The organism is Mesorhizobium sp. EU05-FHT14A09 (genome assembly GCF_058790995.1).
The window spans coordinates 333,803-347,457 of the sequence record NZ_JBYTDF010000003.1 but is presented as its reverse complement, the minus strand read 5'-3'; the positions used below and the strand labels follow the sequence as shown (position 1 = coordinate 347,457).

16 protein-coding genes and 1 riboswitch are annotated in these 13,655 nt (G+C 62.5%); of the genes, 11 read left to right on the top strand and 5 right to left on the bottom strand.

The genetic code is table 11. The features are described from left to right. The first annotated feature begins 120 nt into the window (after window positions 1-120). A riboswitch (TPP riboswitch) is annotated at window positions 121-234 on the top strand. Window positions 235-271: 37 nt separating this feature from the next. The 4 genes from thiB to AC3WTO_RS13245 all read left to right on the top strand — a co-directional run bounded on the left by thiB (window position 272) and on the right by AC3WTO_RS13245 (window position 5,402). After that, window positions 272-1,273, top strand: coding sequence for a thiamine ABC transporter substrate binding subunit (gene thiB, locus AC3WTO_RS13260; protein WP_492461198.1), 1,002 nt, complete (start codon window positions 272-274; stop codon window positions 1,271-1,273). A gap of 17 nt (window positions 1,274-1,290) precedes the next feature. Next, window positions 1,291-2,925 (top strand): thiamine/thiamine pyrophosphate ABC transporter permease, encoded by a 1,635-nt coding sequence (gene thiP, locus AC3WTO_RS13255; protein WP_492461197.1) that lies wholly within the window; start codon window positions 1,291-1,293, stop codon window positions 2,923-2,925. Next, window positions 2,922-3,665 (top strand): thiamine ABC transporter ATP-binding protein, encoded by a 744-nt coding sequence (thiQ, locus tag AC3WTO_RS13250; RefSeq protein ID WP_492461196.1) that lies wholly within the window; start codon window positions 2,922-2,924, stop codon window positions 3,663-3,665. Before thiP ends, thiQ begins: the two co-directional genes overlap by 4 nt. Before the next feature lie 258 nt (window positions 3,666-3,923). Further along, entirely contained in the window at window positions 3,924-5,402 is a 1,479-nt protein-coding gene (locus AC3WTO_RS13245) for a M48 family metalloprotease (protein WP_492461195.1), read from the top strand. Between the two features lie 143 nt (window positions 5,403-5,545). Here the strand turns inward: AC3WTO_RS13245 and AC3WTO_RS13240 are convergent, their stop codons facing one another. Next, on the bottom strand, window positions 5,546-6,013 hold the full coding sequence (locus AC3WTO_RS13240) for a MarR family winged helix-turn-helix transcriptional regulator (RefSeq protein ID WP_492461194.1): 468 nt from the start codon (window positions 6,011-6,013) through the stop codon (window positions 5,546-5,548). 99 nt (window positions 6,014-6,112) lie between these two features. On the opposite strand from AC3WTO_RS13240, the gene AC3WTO_RS13235 reads away from it, so the two are divergent. Then, entirely contained in the window at window positions 6,113-6,511 is a 399-nt protein-coding gene (locus AC3WTO_RS13235) for a hypothetical protein (protein WP_492461193.1), read from the top strand. A gap of 21 nt (window positions 6,512-6,532) precedes the next feature. Here AC3WTO_RS13235 and AC3WTO_RS13230 read toward each other — a convergent pair whose 3' ends face one another. Then, a complete protein-coding gene (locus AC3WTO_RS13230; RefSeq protein WP_492461192.1) occupies window positions 6,533-7,390 on the bottom strand; it encodes an RNA polymerase factor sigma-32 in 858 nt (285 codons plus the stop codon). A 289-nt stretch (window positions 7,391-7,679) separates the two neighbouring features. Here AC3WTO_RS13230 and AC3WTO_RS13225 point away from each other — a divergent pair, with 289 nt between their 5' ends. From AC3WTO_RS13225 to AC3WTO_RS13205, 5 genes are all read left to right on the top strand, one after another. Continuing rightward, window positions 7,680-8,453, top strand: a complete 774-nt coding sequence (locus AC3WTO_RS13225) for an amino acid ABC transporter substrate-binding protein (protein ID WP_129412679.1) — start codon at window positions 7,680-7,682, stop codon at window positions 8,451-8,453. 146 nt (window positions 8,454-8,599) lie between these two features. Beyond that, complete coding sequence (locus AC3WTO_RS13220) at window positions 8,600-9,280, top strand: ABC transporter permease subunit (protein ID WP_492461191.1); 681 nt, start codon at window positions 8,600-8,602, stop codon at window positions 9,278-9,280. Continuing rightward, window positions 9,277-10,047 (top strand): amino acid ABC transporter ATP-binding protein, encoded by a 771-nt coding sequence (locus AC3WTO_RS13215; RefSeq protein WP_492461190.1) that lies wholly within the window; start codon window positions 9,277-9,279, stop codon window positions 10,045-10,047. Before AC3WTO_RS13220 ends, AC3WTO_RS13215 begins: the two co-directional genes overlap by 4 nt. Before the next feature lie 106 nt (window positions 10,048-10,153). After that, the gene (gene msrB / locus AC3WTO_RS13210; RefSeq protein ID WP_492461189.1) at window positions 10,154-10,555 is read left to right on the top strand and encodes a peptide-methionine (R)-S-oxide reductase MsrB; all 402 of its coding nucleotides are present in this window, start codon (window positions 10,154-10,156) and stop codon (window positions 10,553-10,555) included. Between the two features lie 115 nt (window positions 10,556-10,670). Next, window positions 10,671-11,468 carry an MBL fold metallo-hydrolase gene (locus AC3WTO_RS13205; protein ID WP_492461188.1) on the top strand — a complete coding sequence of 266 codons (798 nt, stop codon included), beginning with the start codon at window positions 10,671-10,673 and terminating at the stop codon, window positions 11,466-11,468. A gap of 95 nt (window positions 11,469-11,563) precedes the next feature. Here the strand turns inward: AC3WTO_RS13205 and AC3WTO_RS13200 are convergent, their stop codons facing one another. Then, a complete protein-coding gene (locus AC3WTO_RS13200) occupies window positions 11,564-11,713 on the bottom strand; it encodes a hypothetical protein (protein WP_492461187.1) in 150 nt (49 codons plus the stop codon). Window positions 11,714-11,757: 44 nt separating this feature from the next. On the opposite strand from AC3WTO_RS13200, the gene AC3WTO_RS13195 reads away from it, so the two are divergent. Beyond that, on the top strand, window positions 11,758-12,087 hold the full coding sequence (locus tag AC3WTO_RS13195) for a hypothetical protein (RefSeq protein WP_492461186.1): 330 nt from the start codon (window positions 11,758-11,760) through the stop codon (window positions 12,085-12,087). A gap of 53 nt (window positions 12,088-12,140) precedes the next feature. Here AC3WTO_RS13195 and AC3WTO_RS13190 read toward each other — a convergent pair whose 3' ends face one another. Further along, the gene (locus AC3WTO_RS13190; RefSeq protein ID WP_492461185.1) at window positions 12,141-12,758 is read right to left on the bottom strand and encodes a helix-turn-helix domain-containing protein; all 618 of its coding nucleotides are present in this window, start codon (window positions 12,756-12,758) and stop codon (window positions 12,141-12,143) included. Between the two features lie 332 nt (window positions 12,759-13,090). Then, window positions 13,091-13,534, bottom strand: coding sequence for a hypothetical protein (locus tag AC3WTO_RS13185; RefSeq protein ID WP_492461184.1), 444 nt, complete (start codon window positions 13,532-13,534; stop codon window positions 13,091-13,093). Window positions 13,535-13,655 lie beyond the last annotated feature (121 nt).

Sequence of the window (13,655 nt, the reverse complement as noted above, 5' to 3'; positions counted from 1 at the left end):
GGGCGTCGCCCTTACCAGCCCCCATGCGGAAACGGAAGTGCGCGTGAGAACCTGCACCGGACCGGATCTGTCCCGGCAAACTAACGCTTGCGCGCCACCGTTGCCCGCTCTATGTCTCAGGCCGCTCTAACGGGGTGCCAGATCGCGGCTTCGCGACCTGGCTGAGAGGCGAAAAGCCAACCCGCTGAACCTGATCCGGTTTGTACCGGCGGAGGGATTAGACGCTTAGCCAAAGCGCCAGTTCCCTTGTCACGATGTGAAGGAGGCGCCGATGCGCAAAACTCTGCCTGCCCTGATTTCCGTTCTCGCTTTCGCCGCCGCGACGCTTCCGGCTACCGCGAAAGACAAGCTCACTGTCTATACCTATGAAAGCTTCACCGCCGAGTGGGGCCCGGGCCCGCAGGTCAAGAAAGCGTTCGAGGCGGACTGCGGCTGCGACGTCGATTTCGTCTCCGTCGCGGATGGCGTCGCCCTGCTCAACAGGGTCAAGCTGGAGGGCACCGCCACGAAGGCCGATATCGTGCTGGGGCTTGATACCAATCTGACCGCGGATGCCAGGGCAAGCGGCCTGTTCGCCCCGCACGGCACGACTGCGGCCGCCGAGGTGCCCGGCGGCTGGAACGACGACACTTTCGTTCCTTACGACTATGGCTATTTCGCCGTCGTCTATGACACCGAGAAGCTGAAGACGCCGCCGGCCAGCCTCAAGGATCTGGTCGAGGGTGACGCCTCGCAGAAGATCGCCATCCAGGATCCACGCACGTCCACGCCGGGCCTCGGCCTGCTGCTGTGGGTGCGCTCGGTCTATGGCGACAAGGCGCCAGAGGCCTGGGCCAAGCTGAAGAACCGCGTGCTCACCGTCACACCGGGCTGGAGCGAGGCTTATGGCCTGTTCACCAAGGGCGAGGCGCCCATGGTGCTATCCTACACCACCTCGCCTGCCTACCATATGGTCGCCGAAAAGACCGACCGCTACCAGGCTGCGTCCTTCTCCGAAGGCCACTACCTCCAGGTCGAGGTCGCAGGCATCACCACCACCGGCGCCAAGAACCCGCTGTCGGCAAAGTTCATCGCCTTCATGACCAGCCCGAAATTCCAGGACGTTATCCCCGAAACCAACTGGATGTTCCCGGCCGGCAAGATGGACAAGCCGCTCGACCCGGCCTTCGACAGGCTGGTGAAGCCGGTCAAGACCCTGGCGTTCAGCCCGGAAGAGATCGCGAAGAACCGCAAAGCCTGGGTGGATGAGTGGCTCGACGTGATGAGCAAATAGCAACAACGGCGAATCCGTTGTCTCAGGCCGCACACCCGGTCGTCTTGCGCGACAGACGCATCGCTGCGGGTGTGGCCGCATTGGCCTTTGTCGCCGTCCTGATCGGCGGCGCGTTCCTTGGCCTGGTCATCGAAAGCGCCGGCGACTTCTCGGGTGCGGCGGCGGCTTTCGATTCCTATCTCTTCCGGATCGTCCGCTTCACCCTTTGGCAGGCTGTGCTGTCGACATTCCTGTCGGTCGTCCCCGCACTGTTCGTCGCGCGGGCGCTGTCGCGTCACCCCGTTTTCTTTGGCCGCAGCCTCATTCTGCAACTGTTTGCAGTGCCTCTGGCGCTGCCCGCCATCGTCGCCGCGCTCGGGGTTCTCGCGCTGTACGGTCGCGCCGGCTATTTCGCCCCTTTTCTGACGAAGATCGCAGGCGAGGATTGGCCCGGCATCTACGGCCTGTCCGGCATCCTTGTCGCCCATGTCTTCTTCAACCTGCCGCTTTGCGTGCGCCTGTTCCTGGAAGCCTTGCAGACCGTTCCGGCCGACCAATGGCGACTGGCAAGCCAGCTCGGCATGGGCGTGCGCGCCGCGTTCCGGTTGATCGAATGGCCGGCGATCAGGCAGGCACTGCCTGGTGTCGCCGGCCTCGTTTTCATGCTGTGCATCACCTCGTTCACCATCGTGCTGATCCTCGGCGGCGGGCCGCGCGCGACCACGCTGGAAGTCGCCATCTACCAGGCACTGCGTTTCGACTTCGACCCCGCACGCGCGGTGGCGCTGACGCTGTTGCAGGTCCTGCTGACCTTCGTGGTCGTGGTCCTGCTGTCCCGCCTCGGCGCCAACACCATGGCCGAGGCCGGTCTTTCGGTCGCGCCGCGCCGGTATCTGTCGACCGGCAATGCCGAGACGGCGCTGAACGCGATGCTCATCGTGCTTGCCCTGTTGTTCGTCGCCGGACCAATGATGGCGACCATCGCTGCCGGCCTGCAATCCGATCTTGCCCGCCTCGCCGGTGAACGGGCCGTGCATCTGGCCACCGTTACCAGCGCGGTGCTCGCATTCCTGTCGGCCCTGCTTGCGACGGTCCTCTCCTTGTCCCTGGTTATGGCAAGACACGGGCTGGCGGCTCGGCGCGGCAGAAATGGCGGCAGATCGTTGCTGGAGTATGCCGCCGATACGGGAGCTGGCTTCGTGCTGGTCGTGCCACCCATCGTCATCGGTGCCGGCTGGTTCCTGGCTTTGCGCCACATAGGCAGCGCCTTCGCGATTGCCCCGGTGATGGTCGTTGCCGTGAATGCTGTCATGGCGATGCCATTCGCGCTGCGCGCCATACGTCCGGCCTATGATGCGGCCGGTGAACGGCATGAGCGGCTTTGCGCGCAGCTCGGCATCGCTGGCTGGGCCCGCCTGAGGTTGATCGACTGGCCGGTGCTGCGACGTCCGCTCGCCACGGCGTTTGCCTTTGCCATGGCCTTGTCGCTCGGCGATCTCGGCGTGATCGCGCTGTTCGGCTCGGATTCCCTGCAGACGCTGCCATATCTTCTGCTTGCCCGCATGGGCAGCTATCGTACGATCGACGCCGCGGGGCTGGCCCTGCTGCTGGGTCTGGTCTGCTTTGCGCTGGTTCTGCTTGCCGACCGGCTTGGAAAGGAACGCTCCGCATGACAGCCGACAAGCCGGCTCGACAGGGTGTGTCACTGCGCCTGGACAAGACGACCTTCAGCTATGGCGAGGTCAGCCTTTCCTTCGACGTGGAATTTCCGGCTGGCGACATCACCGCGGTGATGGGGCCGAGCGGCTCGGGCAAATCGACCTTGCTCAATCTGGTGGCGGGTTTCGAAGCGCCTCTTTCCGGCCGCGTCCTGATCGACGGCAGGGATTTCAGCAACGCTTCGCCGTCCGAACGGCCGGTTTCGATGGTCTTCCAGGAGAACAACCTGTTCGCTCACCTCGACGTGTTCCGCAATGTCGGCCTTGGCATTTCGCCTTCGCTCGCCCTTGCGCCTGCAGATCACACGGCCATCATCGATGCGCTGGCCCGCACCGGCCTGGCTGGCAAGGAAAAGCGCCTGCCGCGCGAACTTTCCGGCGGCGAGCGTCAGCGCGTCGCGCTGGCCCGCGCGCTCGTCCGCGACCGGCCGATCCTGCTGCTCGACGAGCCCTTCGCATCGCTTGGCCCTGCATTGCGGGAAGAGATGCTGGATCTCGTCGCGGCCGTTCAGGCCGAGCGGAAGATGACCACGCTTTTCGTCACCCATCAGCCCGAAGACGCGCGCCGCATCGCGGCCTACGTCGCTTTCGTCGAAAGCGGCACCATTGCCGCGACCGGCGTTGCGGGTAACTTCTTTTCCGCCAATGGTCCCGCGGCATTCCGGCGTTACACCGGTACCTTGAACGCAGTTTAGCCGCATGTCGGAAAAACGCGCGCCAGCGCTATATTTTAACTGGTCCTGGCCAGTGGAAATCTGGAACGGATTTTGCGACTCAGGCATTTGTCTTGCCTGGAAGCCGACATAATTTGCGGTCAAACCGGTTTGGGGGCATCATTGTCCTTGCTTGCCAATCTGCTTCGTGTGTGGCTAGGTCCACCGCAGATGGACCGGCACAATCGCAGATTGTCCCCGTGGAGACGAAAGGAAGCCGACCTGTCGACCGGCCTGGATATGAGCTGCAGGAAAGCCCCGGCGCGCGTGCTCGCGCTGGCAGGGGCTATGTTTGCGCTCGCGTCCTGCCAGTCGGTGATGCCGAATGCGGTTGAAGAATCCGGCTTCCAGCCATCGAATAGGCCGATCACCGTCGACAATGCACAGGCCAATGGCCGCCTTGCCGATCTCGCCAAGGCGCAGCACCCGCGCATCCTCGCAACCTATGGCGGCGAATACTCCGATCCGAAGCTGGAACGCATGGTCGCCAAGATCGTCGGCCGGCTCACCGTGGTGTCGGCCAACCCGACACAGACCTATCGCATCACCATTCTCAATTCGCCCAACGTCAACGCCTTCGCACTGCCGGGCGGATATCTCTACATCACGCGGGGTCTGCTGGCGCTCGCCAACGACTCCTCCGAGATCGCTGCCGTGATCGCGCATGAGATGGGCCACGTCACCGCCAATCACGGATTGCAGCGCCAGCAACTGGAAGCCGAGGAAGGCCTCGCCACCAAGGTCGTCTCTGACGTGCTCGGCGATAATCCCAACGCCAAGGCGGCGCTCATCCGCGGCAAGCTGAGGCTCGCCCAGTTCTCGCGCAACCAGGAACTGGAAGCCGACGCCATCGGCATCAAGTCGGTCGGCGAAGCCGGTTACGACCCCTATGCCGCCGGCCGCTTCCTGCAATCGATGGCCTCCTATGCCGGCTTCCGCTCGGTCAGTGGCGCGACGGACGCCAGCCTCGACTTCCTCGCTACCCATCCGAACACCCCCCAGCGCATCGATCTGGCGCAGCGCCATGCGCGGATGTTCGGCCAGCCTGGCTTCGGCACACGCGACCGTGATTCCTATCTCGCCGGCATCGACGGCCTTCTCTACGGCGATACGCCCGAGGAAGGTTATGTGCGCGGCAACACCTTCCTGCATCCCAAGCTGGGCGTCTCCTTCGCCGTGCCGGAAGGTTTCGTCATCGACAATTCGGCGGCTGCAGTCACCGCCACCGGCCCCGGCGACATGGCGGTGCGTTTCGACGGCGTGACGATCGACAAGGATATCACGCTGCCCGACTACATCCGCAGCGGCTGGGTTGCCGGCCTGGACGACGCCAGCGTGCGTCAGGAGACGATCAACGGCAACGAGGCCGCAGTCGCCAAGGCCCGCGCCGATGGCTGGCAGTTCGATATTGTCGTCATTCGCGCCAACGGCCAGGTCTACCGGCTGCTGACGGCTGCTCCCGCCGCCGGCTCGTCGCTCGAACCCGTCGCGCGCTCGGTGAGCAGTACTTTCCGAGTCCTGAGCGCTGCCGAAAAGGCTGCTCTGAAGCCCCTGCGTATCCGCGTCGCCACCGTCCGGCCAGGCGAGACGATCGGCACCCTCTCGGCGCAGATGATTGGCGTCGACCGCAAGCTCGATCTGTTCCGCGTGCTCAACGCGATGGGACCCGGCGCAACGGTTTCGGCCGGCGACAAGGTCAAGATCGTCACCGACAAATAGCGCTGATCCCGGAGCGTTTCCGCTTGCTCTTAGAGCGTTTCCGTTTTTCGCGGAAACGCTCTAAGTTTTTGTTTTCGCCGCATTTTTGTAACGCCAAGTGATTCCACTTGGCTACAAAATGCTCTTGGGGCGAACAGCCGTGCCTACAGGTCGGCTGCGGCCGCGTCCCTGGCTTCCGCAGCCTCCTCGCCGACATTGGCGCGCAGCTGCGCGAAAAGGGCCCGGGCGCGGTCGAGTTCATCCTGGCCGATACCAGCCCGCAATTGCCTGTCGAAGGTGACCGCCGTCTCGCGCAGGCGCAGAAACAGTGCCTCGCCGCCCGGCGTCAATTCGACCAGATGCCTGCGCCGATTGGCAGGATCGCGGCGACGCGTCAGAAGTCCGTCCGCCTCCATGGCGTTCAGGTGATGCGTCAACGTCGCACCCTGGATGCCGACCGATTCAGCCAACTGGCGCTGATCCCCGAATTGTCGCGACTTCACCGAGATGAGCACGGACCATATCGGCAACGATCCTCCATTGGCGATCATCGCGTCGTCCAATGCCCGCCTGACGACCTTCGCCGTCTGGGCAAGGTCGAGGCCGATGGGTCTGACGGGAGGTTCGAACATCGCCGGACACTAGCACAGAATAGCTTGGCGTCTAACAGATTGACATCTAATAGTTAGATATCTATCGTTTATGAAAATGAACTTCATGGAGACACCGCCATGCAATATGTTTTCATGGTCGCATTGGCGCTGCACCTGATGTCGGGAGTGTTCTGGGCCGGCTCGACCTTCGTGCTGGCGCGCACCGGCGACGGCGGGCTGGCCATGTCGTTGTTCGCGCCGCAGATGGGCGCCGCCACAATGGCTGTGCTGTCAGGCGCCTTGCTTTGGCATCTGTTTCACGGCACCGGCTATTTTGGCACGCAGGAACAGGTTCTGGCTGTAGGGGCGGTCGCGGCAATTGCTGCCGCCGGCGTCCAGGGCGCGCTGGTCGGGCGCGCGCGGCGCGCACGCAATGACGCCGCCGACATCCTTGCGCAGGCGGTGCGCGGCGAACGTCTGGCTGCGGGATTGCTGGCCGTCACCGTCATCACCATGGCGATCGCGCGGGTGCTTTGACGCGGGACAGACCTGCGACGATCAGGCGGCGAGGAATTCCGGGTTCTGCTTGACCAGCGCGAGCTTCAGCTTCTCCAGCGCGCGCACCTCGATCTGCCGCACACGCTCCTTGGAAATGCCGAGCGTCTCGCCGAGTTCCTCCAGCGTCGCGCTTTCGTCGCCCAGCCGGCGCCGCTCGATGATGCGCAGTTCGCGCTCGTTCAACGCTGCCAGCGCCTGTTTGAGCCAGCCGGAGCGGCGCTCGACGTCGATGGTGTCGCCGACGATTTCATCGGGCAGCGGCCCTTCCGAAACGAGGAAATCCACCCGCTCCGCTCCCGTTCCGTCATCGGTCAACGGCGCGTTGAGCGAGCTGTCCGGCGCGGACAGCCGCGCATCCATGATCGCGACATCGGTTTCCGAAACACCCAGCGCCGTCGAAACCTCCCGATAGAGAGCCTGATTGGAGAGCGATTCCGTGCCTGTGCCGAGACGGGCGCGCAGGCGCCTCAGATTGAAGAACAGGGCTTTCTGCGCCGAACTCGTACCGCCACGCACGATCGACCAGTTGCGCAGGATGTAGTCCTGCATGGAAGCGCGCACCCACCAGCTCGCATAGGTGGAAAAGCGGACCTCGCGCTCCGGGTCGAAACGGGCAGCTGCTTCGAGCAGGCCGATATGCCCTTCCTGGATCAGGTCGGACACCGGCAGGCCGAAATAGCGGAACTTGGCGGCCATCGCGATGACAAGCCGCATATGGGCAACGACGATCTGGTTCAGCGCGTGCTGGTCGTGGCCATCTTTCCAGCGAATCGCCAGATCATGTTCCTGGTCGCGTTCCAGGTAGGGAGCGGCCATCGCCGCACGGACCATGATACGCCCTGCACTATCCTGAAGCATCGCGACTTTCCCGTCTGCCCGTTGAACCTGATCGGACCGGCAAAAAGGCCTGCGTCCGAAGGACTTCCCCAAACGTGCCATGCGGACAATGGTTCCCTGACCATCCGCGTCCAAAATCGAGCGCCACGCCGCGTGAACCCGTCAATCGCGGAGTCAAAAGAATGAAATTCCTGATTTCGTTTCATTTTGAAATTTCATTCCTTATTCGCGCGACGCGCTTCTGTCACATTCCAGCACCTCTCCAAAGGCCGACATTTGCTGTCCGCCGACATTACGGGATCACAAAAAGATGAAATGGCTGAAATCGCTGCTCCTGGCCGGTACCCTGCAGGTCCTGGCCGTCACCGCAGGCCATGCCGGAGCTGACTTCGATCAGATCAAGCAGGCAGGTGTCTTCAAGATCGGCACCGAAGGCACCTATGCTCCCTTCACCTACCACGACACATCCGGCGCGCTGGTCGGTTTCGACGTCGAGATCGGCCGCGAGATCGCCAAGCGGCTGGGCGTCAAGGCTGAGTTCCTTGAAGGCAAATGGGATGGTCTGATCGCCGGCATCGATGCCAAGCGTTATGACGCTGTCATCAACCAGGTCGGTATCACCGAAGCGCGCAAGGCGAAGTACGATTTCTCCGACCCGTATATCGCCTCGAAGGCTGTGTTGATCGTCCGTGACGACAATACCGAAATCAAGGACTTCGCCGATCTGAAGGGCAAGAAGTCGGCGCAGTCGCTGACCTCCAACTTCGGCAAGATCGCTGAGAAGAACGGTGCCGAACTGGTCGGCACCGACGGGTTCGACCAGTCGATCCAGTTGGTGCTCAACGGCCGCGTCGACGGCACCATCAACGACAGCCTCTCCTTCTTCGATTTCAAGAAACACAAGCCTGACGCCAAGGTGAAGATCGTCGCGCAGGAAGCCAACGCCGACTATTCCGGCGTCATCGTGCGCAAGGGCGACCCGGAACTGGTCGCGGCGATCAACAAGGCGCTGGCCGAGATCAAGGCTGACGGCACCTACAAGAAGATCTCCGAGACCTATTTCGGCGAGGACGTCTCCAAATAAAATCCGTTTATGAGCCGGGAATCTTACCCGGCTCAGCCAAACGAAGCGGCGTGCCGTTGGCGGCGCGCCGCTTTTGTGTTTTCTGCGACTGGTTATGATGGCCTTTAAGACGGCCTTGAAGAAAGGCCCCGGAGGGAGATGCGTTCGTGCCACCTTGGCTGCAATTGATGCTGGATTCGCTCGGCCCTCTCCTGTGGGCCGGATTGATTTTCACCATACCGCTTACCCTTCTCTCCTTCGCCTTCGGGCTGGCGGTGGGACTCGGCGCCGCGTTGCTGCGCCTGTTCGGGCCTTGGCCGCTGGCTGCGATCGTGCGCTTTTATGTGTGGATCATCCGCGGCACGCCGCTTCTGGTCCAGCTGTTCCTCATCTTTTACGGATTGCCCAGCGTCGGCATCGTGCTCGACGCTTTCCCGGCGGCGCTGATCGGCTTCACGCTCAACATCGGCGCCTATTCGTCGGAAATCATCCGTGCGGTCATCGGCTCCGTGCCGAGAGGCCAATGGGAGGCGGCCTATTCCATCGGCATGACCTGGAGCCAGACGATGCGCCGCACCATTCTGCCGCAAGCCGGCCGGGTCGCGGTGCCACCGCTGTCCAACACCTTCATCTCGCTGGTCAAGGATACGTCGCTGGCAGCAGCGATCACCTTGCCGGAACTGTTCCAGTCGGCGCAGCGTATCGTCGCCGTGACCTATGAGCCGCTGATCCTCTATATCGAGGCGGCGCTGATCTACCTCGCGATGAGCTCGGTCCTGTCGGCCTTGCAGGTGCGGCTCGAAGCCCGGCTCAGCCGCTATGGCGGTTTCCTGGAGGCACGCTCGTGATCGAACTCTCCAACCTGGAAAAGCGCTTCGGCGACAATGTCGTCCTGAAGGACATCAACGTCGCCATGCAGGAGGGCAGCGTCACCGCGCTTGTCGGCCCTTCAGGCGGCGGCAAGTCGACATTGCTGCGCTGTATTAACCTCCTGGAAATCCCGACCAACGGCACGGTGAGGGTCGGCGAGGAGGCTCTGACCTTCCACCCCGGCGGCAAGGTCTCGTCCGCCGATGTGCTGAGGCTGCGGCGACAGACCGGCATGGTGTTCCAGAACTTCCAGCTGTTTCCACATCGCACCGCGATCGAGAACGTCATGGAAGGGCTGGTGACGGTGTTGAAGTGGCCTAAGGAAAAAGCGCACGAACGCGCGCTTTCCCTGCTTGAGAAGGTCGGCATGGCGCACAAGGCGGATGCCTGGCCCGCGACCCTGTCCGGCGGTCAGCAGCAGCGAGTCGCCATCGCCCGGGCGCTGGCCCCTTCACCCCGCGTGCTGTTGTGCGATGAGCCGACCTCGGCGCTCGACCCGGAGCTTGCCCAGGAAGTCGTTGACGTGCTCGGCCAGCTCGCCTCCGAAGGCACCACCATGGTCATGGCGACACATGACCTGCGGCTTGCCTCCAAGGTGGCGCGCGAAGTGGTTTTCCTGGAGGCCGGCATCGTTGTCGAGAAGGGACCCGTCGAAACAGTGTTCGGCAATCCGCAGCATCAGCGCACCCGGCGCTTCATCGCTACGCTGAGGCACGAGCAGGAAGAAGCGAACGGCACGACCTGACCAAAATCGCCGGCGAGAGTGGCTGGGCAGGCGTGTAACGAATGCCTATGTTTGAGCGAACATCCTCTGCAACGAACAACAAGCCGCAAAGGCAAGGAGATCATTCATGGACACCCATACCTATCCCGTCACCCGCACCGACGCCGAATGGCGCGCGCTGCTGACGCCGGAGCAATATCAGGTGATGCGGCACCACGGTACGGAGCGGCCGGGGAGTTGCGCGCTTCTCTATGAAAAGCGCGCCGGCACCTTCAAATGCGTCGGCTGCGACAGCCCGCTGTTCGAAGCCAAGCTGAAATTCGAAAGCGGCACCGGCTGGCCAAGCTTCAACGACCCGGTCGAAGGCTCGGTCGAGACCACCGTCGACCGCAGCTACGGCATGGTGCGCACCGAAGTGCATTGCGCCACCTGCGGCAGCCATCTCGGCCATGTCTTCGAAGATGGCCCGCCGCCGACCGGCCTGCGCTATTGCATCAACGGCGTGGCGCTGACCTTCCAGCCTGCCTGAAGCAGCGGCATCGTCTGGCTCTTTCGCATCGCCTCCAATTGACCTATGTCGCTTCGGCGCAATGACCGGAAACGGAATTGCGCCGAGACGAGGGGCGTAGAAGCGGAGGAGAAGCATGACCTGCTTCATGTGCCTGCAATGCGGCGTGCAATTCGCTGAAAGCGAACTGCCGCCGGAGCATTGCCCGATCTGCGAGGATGAGCGCCAATATGTGCGCTGGGAGGGCCAGGCCTGGACGACTTTTGACGATGTCGCCAGAACCCACAAAGTGGTGACGAAAGACGACACAGGTGTGCTTGCCTTCGGTGTCGAGCCCCGCTTTGCCATCGGCCAGCGTGCCTTGCTGGCGGAAACCCCGGACGGCAACGTGCTGTGGGATTGCATCAGCCTGGTCAGCGACGAGGCGATAGCCGAGATCCAACGCCGGGGCGGCCTGCAGGCGATCGCCATCTCGCACTGCCACTATTATTCGGTGATGGTCGAGTGGAGCGAAGCCTTCGGCGGCATACCGATCCATATCCACGCCGACGACCGCCAATGGGTGATGCGGCCGCACCCGTCGGTCGCTTTCTGGGAAGGTGAAACGCTTTCCCTCAACCCATCTCTGACCCTGATCCGCTGCGGCGGCCATTTCGCCGGCGGACAGGTGCTGCACTGGAAGCGAAAAGGCAGCAACGCCATCCTGTCCGGCGATATCCTGCAGGTGGTGCCGACGCGACGGCATCTGTCCTTCATGTACAGCTATCCCAATCAGATCCCGCTTAATGCAAGGACCGTCAGGCGTATTGCATCGGCGCTCGAACCCTTCGATTACGACGACATCTATGGTGCTTGGTGGGGAAGCAATGTGATCGGCGGCGCCAGCGAGGCGATGCGTCTTTCGGTGGACCGTTACCTTGCAGCCATCGCGTGACCACCGCTGCTGGCGCTTCTTGGTGACCGTTCCAAACAAAGCAGCAATCCTGGAACAACCGTATCCGATGCAGGCACGAACGCAGTATCGGATGCTCAACGATCGAAATCGCGCGCAAGAATCGTCCGCTCCCCGTCACGATTTTCCAATGTCTTGAACGAGCCGTCGCCGCCAGCAGAGGAAAGCGACAGCGCCGCGCAACGCTTCGTTGCAGCCGCGAAAAGCCCGGCATAGAGCAGCCGCATAGACATCTCGTTGGCAGATGTCCCGCTGGATGATGGAGCTCGACATGAACCCCGCAATGCAGATGAACCCGATGATGATGAACGGCATGATGCCGATGATGAACCCGATGATGGGCGGTATGCCCATGAACGGCATGATGATGCCAATGATGGGCAACATGATGCCGATGGGTGGCATGATGATGCCGATGATGATGGCCAAGATGACCTGCAAGATGACCGCCAACGGCATGGTCTGTGAAATGATGCCGATGGATGAAATGTCCAAGGACATGTTCATGGAATGCTGCAAGCGCATGATGACCATGATGGGCAACGGCATGCCAATGATGATGATGTGCGGCGGCATGGGCATGATGTGCCAGATGGCCTGATCAAGGCCCGCAGACAAGCATATCGAGGGCCGGCTTGCCGGCCCTTTTCTTTTTCAGCCGACGGTCTCGACATAGGTCATGACGAGATAGGCGACACTCTCCTCATCCGTCAGGTTGCGATAGCTGTGCGGCACGTCGGCCTCGAACAGGATGGCGTCGCCTTCGAAAAGCTGCCTCGGCGCCTCCCGCCCCGACCGTACTTCCAGCGCGCCCTGCGCGATCACCACATTCTCGACCGTTCCCGGCGCGTGCGCGTCGGCGTGTTCGACATGCCGGCCGGCAAGCCTGAGCTCATAGAATTCGACCTTGCGCTCGCCGTCGAAAGGAAACAGCGCGCGTGTGGTGAACTTGCCGTCGCGCGACGCCAGTATCTTGGCGTCGACGCGCTTCAGCACCACGGTGCCGTGCGTGTTCTGCCCACTCAGCAGAGTCGCGAACGGCACTTCGAGCGCTGTCGAGATTTTCCACAACAGGCTGATCGTCGGCGCGCTCTTGCCCGTTTCGATCTGGCTGAGCATGGCGCGGCTGACGCCGGAGAGCTTGGCCAGCCGTTCGAGCGAGTATCCCTGACGGGTCCGCAAGCGCCTCAGATTCTGCCCGAGCACCGACGGCAGATCAAAGGCAGGAGGAATGGCGCCGCCACTCGGGTCAGCCACCGCCAGCTCGCTCATGTCAGCCTGCCAGGGAAGTGGTTCCGACAAAAAGCACGGGAACGAACCAGACCGGGACCCAGGTCATGGCCGGAAAGCTCGCCATAATCGGCAACGACGGATCGGCTTGCGGCCCACGGCTTTCCCGTGCCCTGCGGTGTGCCTGCAAATCGATGATTTCCGCTGTCTGAGCCGGCATCTGCCACCACCATTCTTTACGGTGCCAGTCTACACCGCGCCGTCTCCTTGCACAGAAAGGCGCCTCCATCTTCGCAGGATGAGGAGAAAAACATTCCGCTTCGGCCACAGGCCAAGGGGTTTAATCTGCCAAGAGCCGAAAAGGCGCAGAGCGATCAGGCCTCGGACGCCAGCACCTCCGCCACCGCCCGTTCGAAGCGGCCGGCCTCGGTCACCAGCCAGTCGGTCATGGCCGGCCAATTGTCGTCGGCGAAACAGTTGACCCGCCAGATCGTGTTGACGCCGAAGCCCTGTTCGCTTTGTTCCGGCTTCAGTTTCAGCCGGCTTTCGATCGCAGCCCGGAACGGTTGCAGCCGGCCCTTCGTATCGACGGCGCCCAGCCGCGCGTTGCGGCCGAAGAACACCCCGGCGACGCTCTGTTCAGGCGCCACATACATGGTGATGACAAGGTTGAACTCCGGCAGGCCGCGCTGCCAGAACCAGGGTCCATGCCTGACCCTTCGCGCGCGTTCGGCAGGGTGCCGCTCTTCGAACAGTGTCCAGAAATTGCGATGCCGGAACTCTCTGGCGCTGCGTGCTCCAAAGTCGAATTCACTCATCCCATCGACCAATCAAACCTGAGTGCATTTTTTCGGGCGCCGGCCAGGGGCCCGGCTTTGCCCCCGTATCCCGTCACAATTGTAACTCTCGCCGTCCGATATCCGACCCTACTCTACCTGT

What these genes read in the sequence shown, in the direction of transcription:
- AC3WTO_RS13225 (WP_129412679.1), top strand. Translation starts at nt 7,680, where the DNA reads ATGAAATGGCTGAAATCGCTGCTCCTGGCCGGTACCCTGCAGGTCCTG.
- AC3WTO_RS13195 (WP_492461186.1), top strand. Translation starts at nt 11,758, where the DNA reads ATGAACCCCGCAATGCAGATGAACCCGATGATGATGAACGGCATGATG.
- AC3WTO_RS13190 (WP_492461185.1), bottom strand. Translation starts at nt 12,758, where the DNA reads ATGAGCGAGCTGGCGGTGGCTGACCCGAGTGGCGGCGCCATTCCTCCT.
- AC3WTO_RS13185 (WP_492461184.1), bottom strand. Translation starts at nt 13,534, where the DNA reads ATGAGTGAATTCGACTTTGGAGCACGCAGCGCCAGAGAGTTCCGGCAT.
- AC3WTO_RS13235 (WP_492461193.1), top strand. Translation starts at nt 6,113, where the DNA reads ATGCAATATGTTTTCATGGTCGCATTGGCGCTGCACCTGATGTCGGGA.
- AC3WTO_RS13240 (WP_492461194.1), bottom strand. Translation starts at nt 6,013, where the DNA reads ATGTTCGAACCTCCCGTCAGACCCATCGGCCTCGACCTTGCCCAGACG.
- AC3WTO_RS13205 (WP_492461188.1), top strand. Translation starts at nt 10,671, where the DNA reads ATGACCTGCTTCATGTGCCTGCAATGCGGCGTGCAATTCGCTGAAAGC.
- thiB (WP_492461198.1), top strand. Translation starts at nt 272, where the DNA reads ATGCGCAAAACTCTGCCTGCCCTGATTTCCGTTCTCGCTTTCGCCGCC.
- AC3WTO_RS13230 (WP_492461192.1), bottom strand. Translation starts at nt 7,390, where the DNA reads ATGCTTCAGGATAGTGCAGGGCGTATCATGGTCCGTGCGGCGATGGCC.
- thiQ (WP_492461196.1), top strand. Translation starts at nt 2,922, where the DNA reads ATGACAGCCGACAAGCCGGCTCGACAGGGTGTGTCACTGCGCCTGGAC.
- AC3WTO_RS13245 (WP_492461195.1), top strand. Translation starts at nt 3,924, where the DNA reads ATGAGCTGCAGGAAAGCCCCGGCGCGCGTGCTCGCGCTGGCAGGGGCT.
- msrB (WP_492461189.1), top strand. Translation starts at nt 10,154, where the DNA reads ATGGACACCCATACCTATCCCGTCACCCGCACCGACGCCGAATGGCGC.
- AC3WTO_RS13200 (WP_492461187.1), bottom strand. Translation starts at nt 11,713, where the DNA reads ATGCGGCTGCTCTATGCCGGGCTTTTCGCGGCTGCAACGAAGCGTTGC.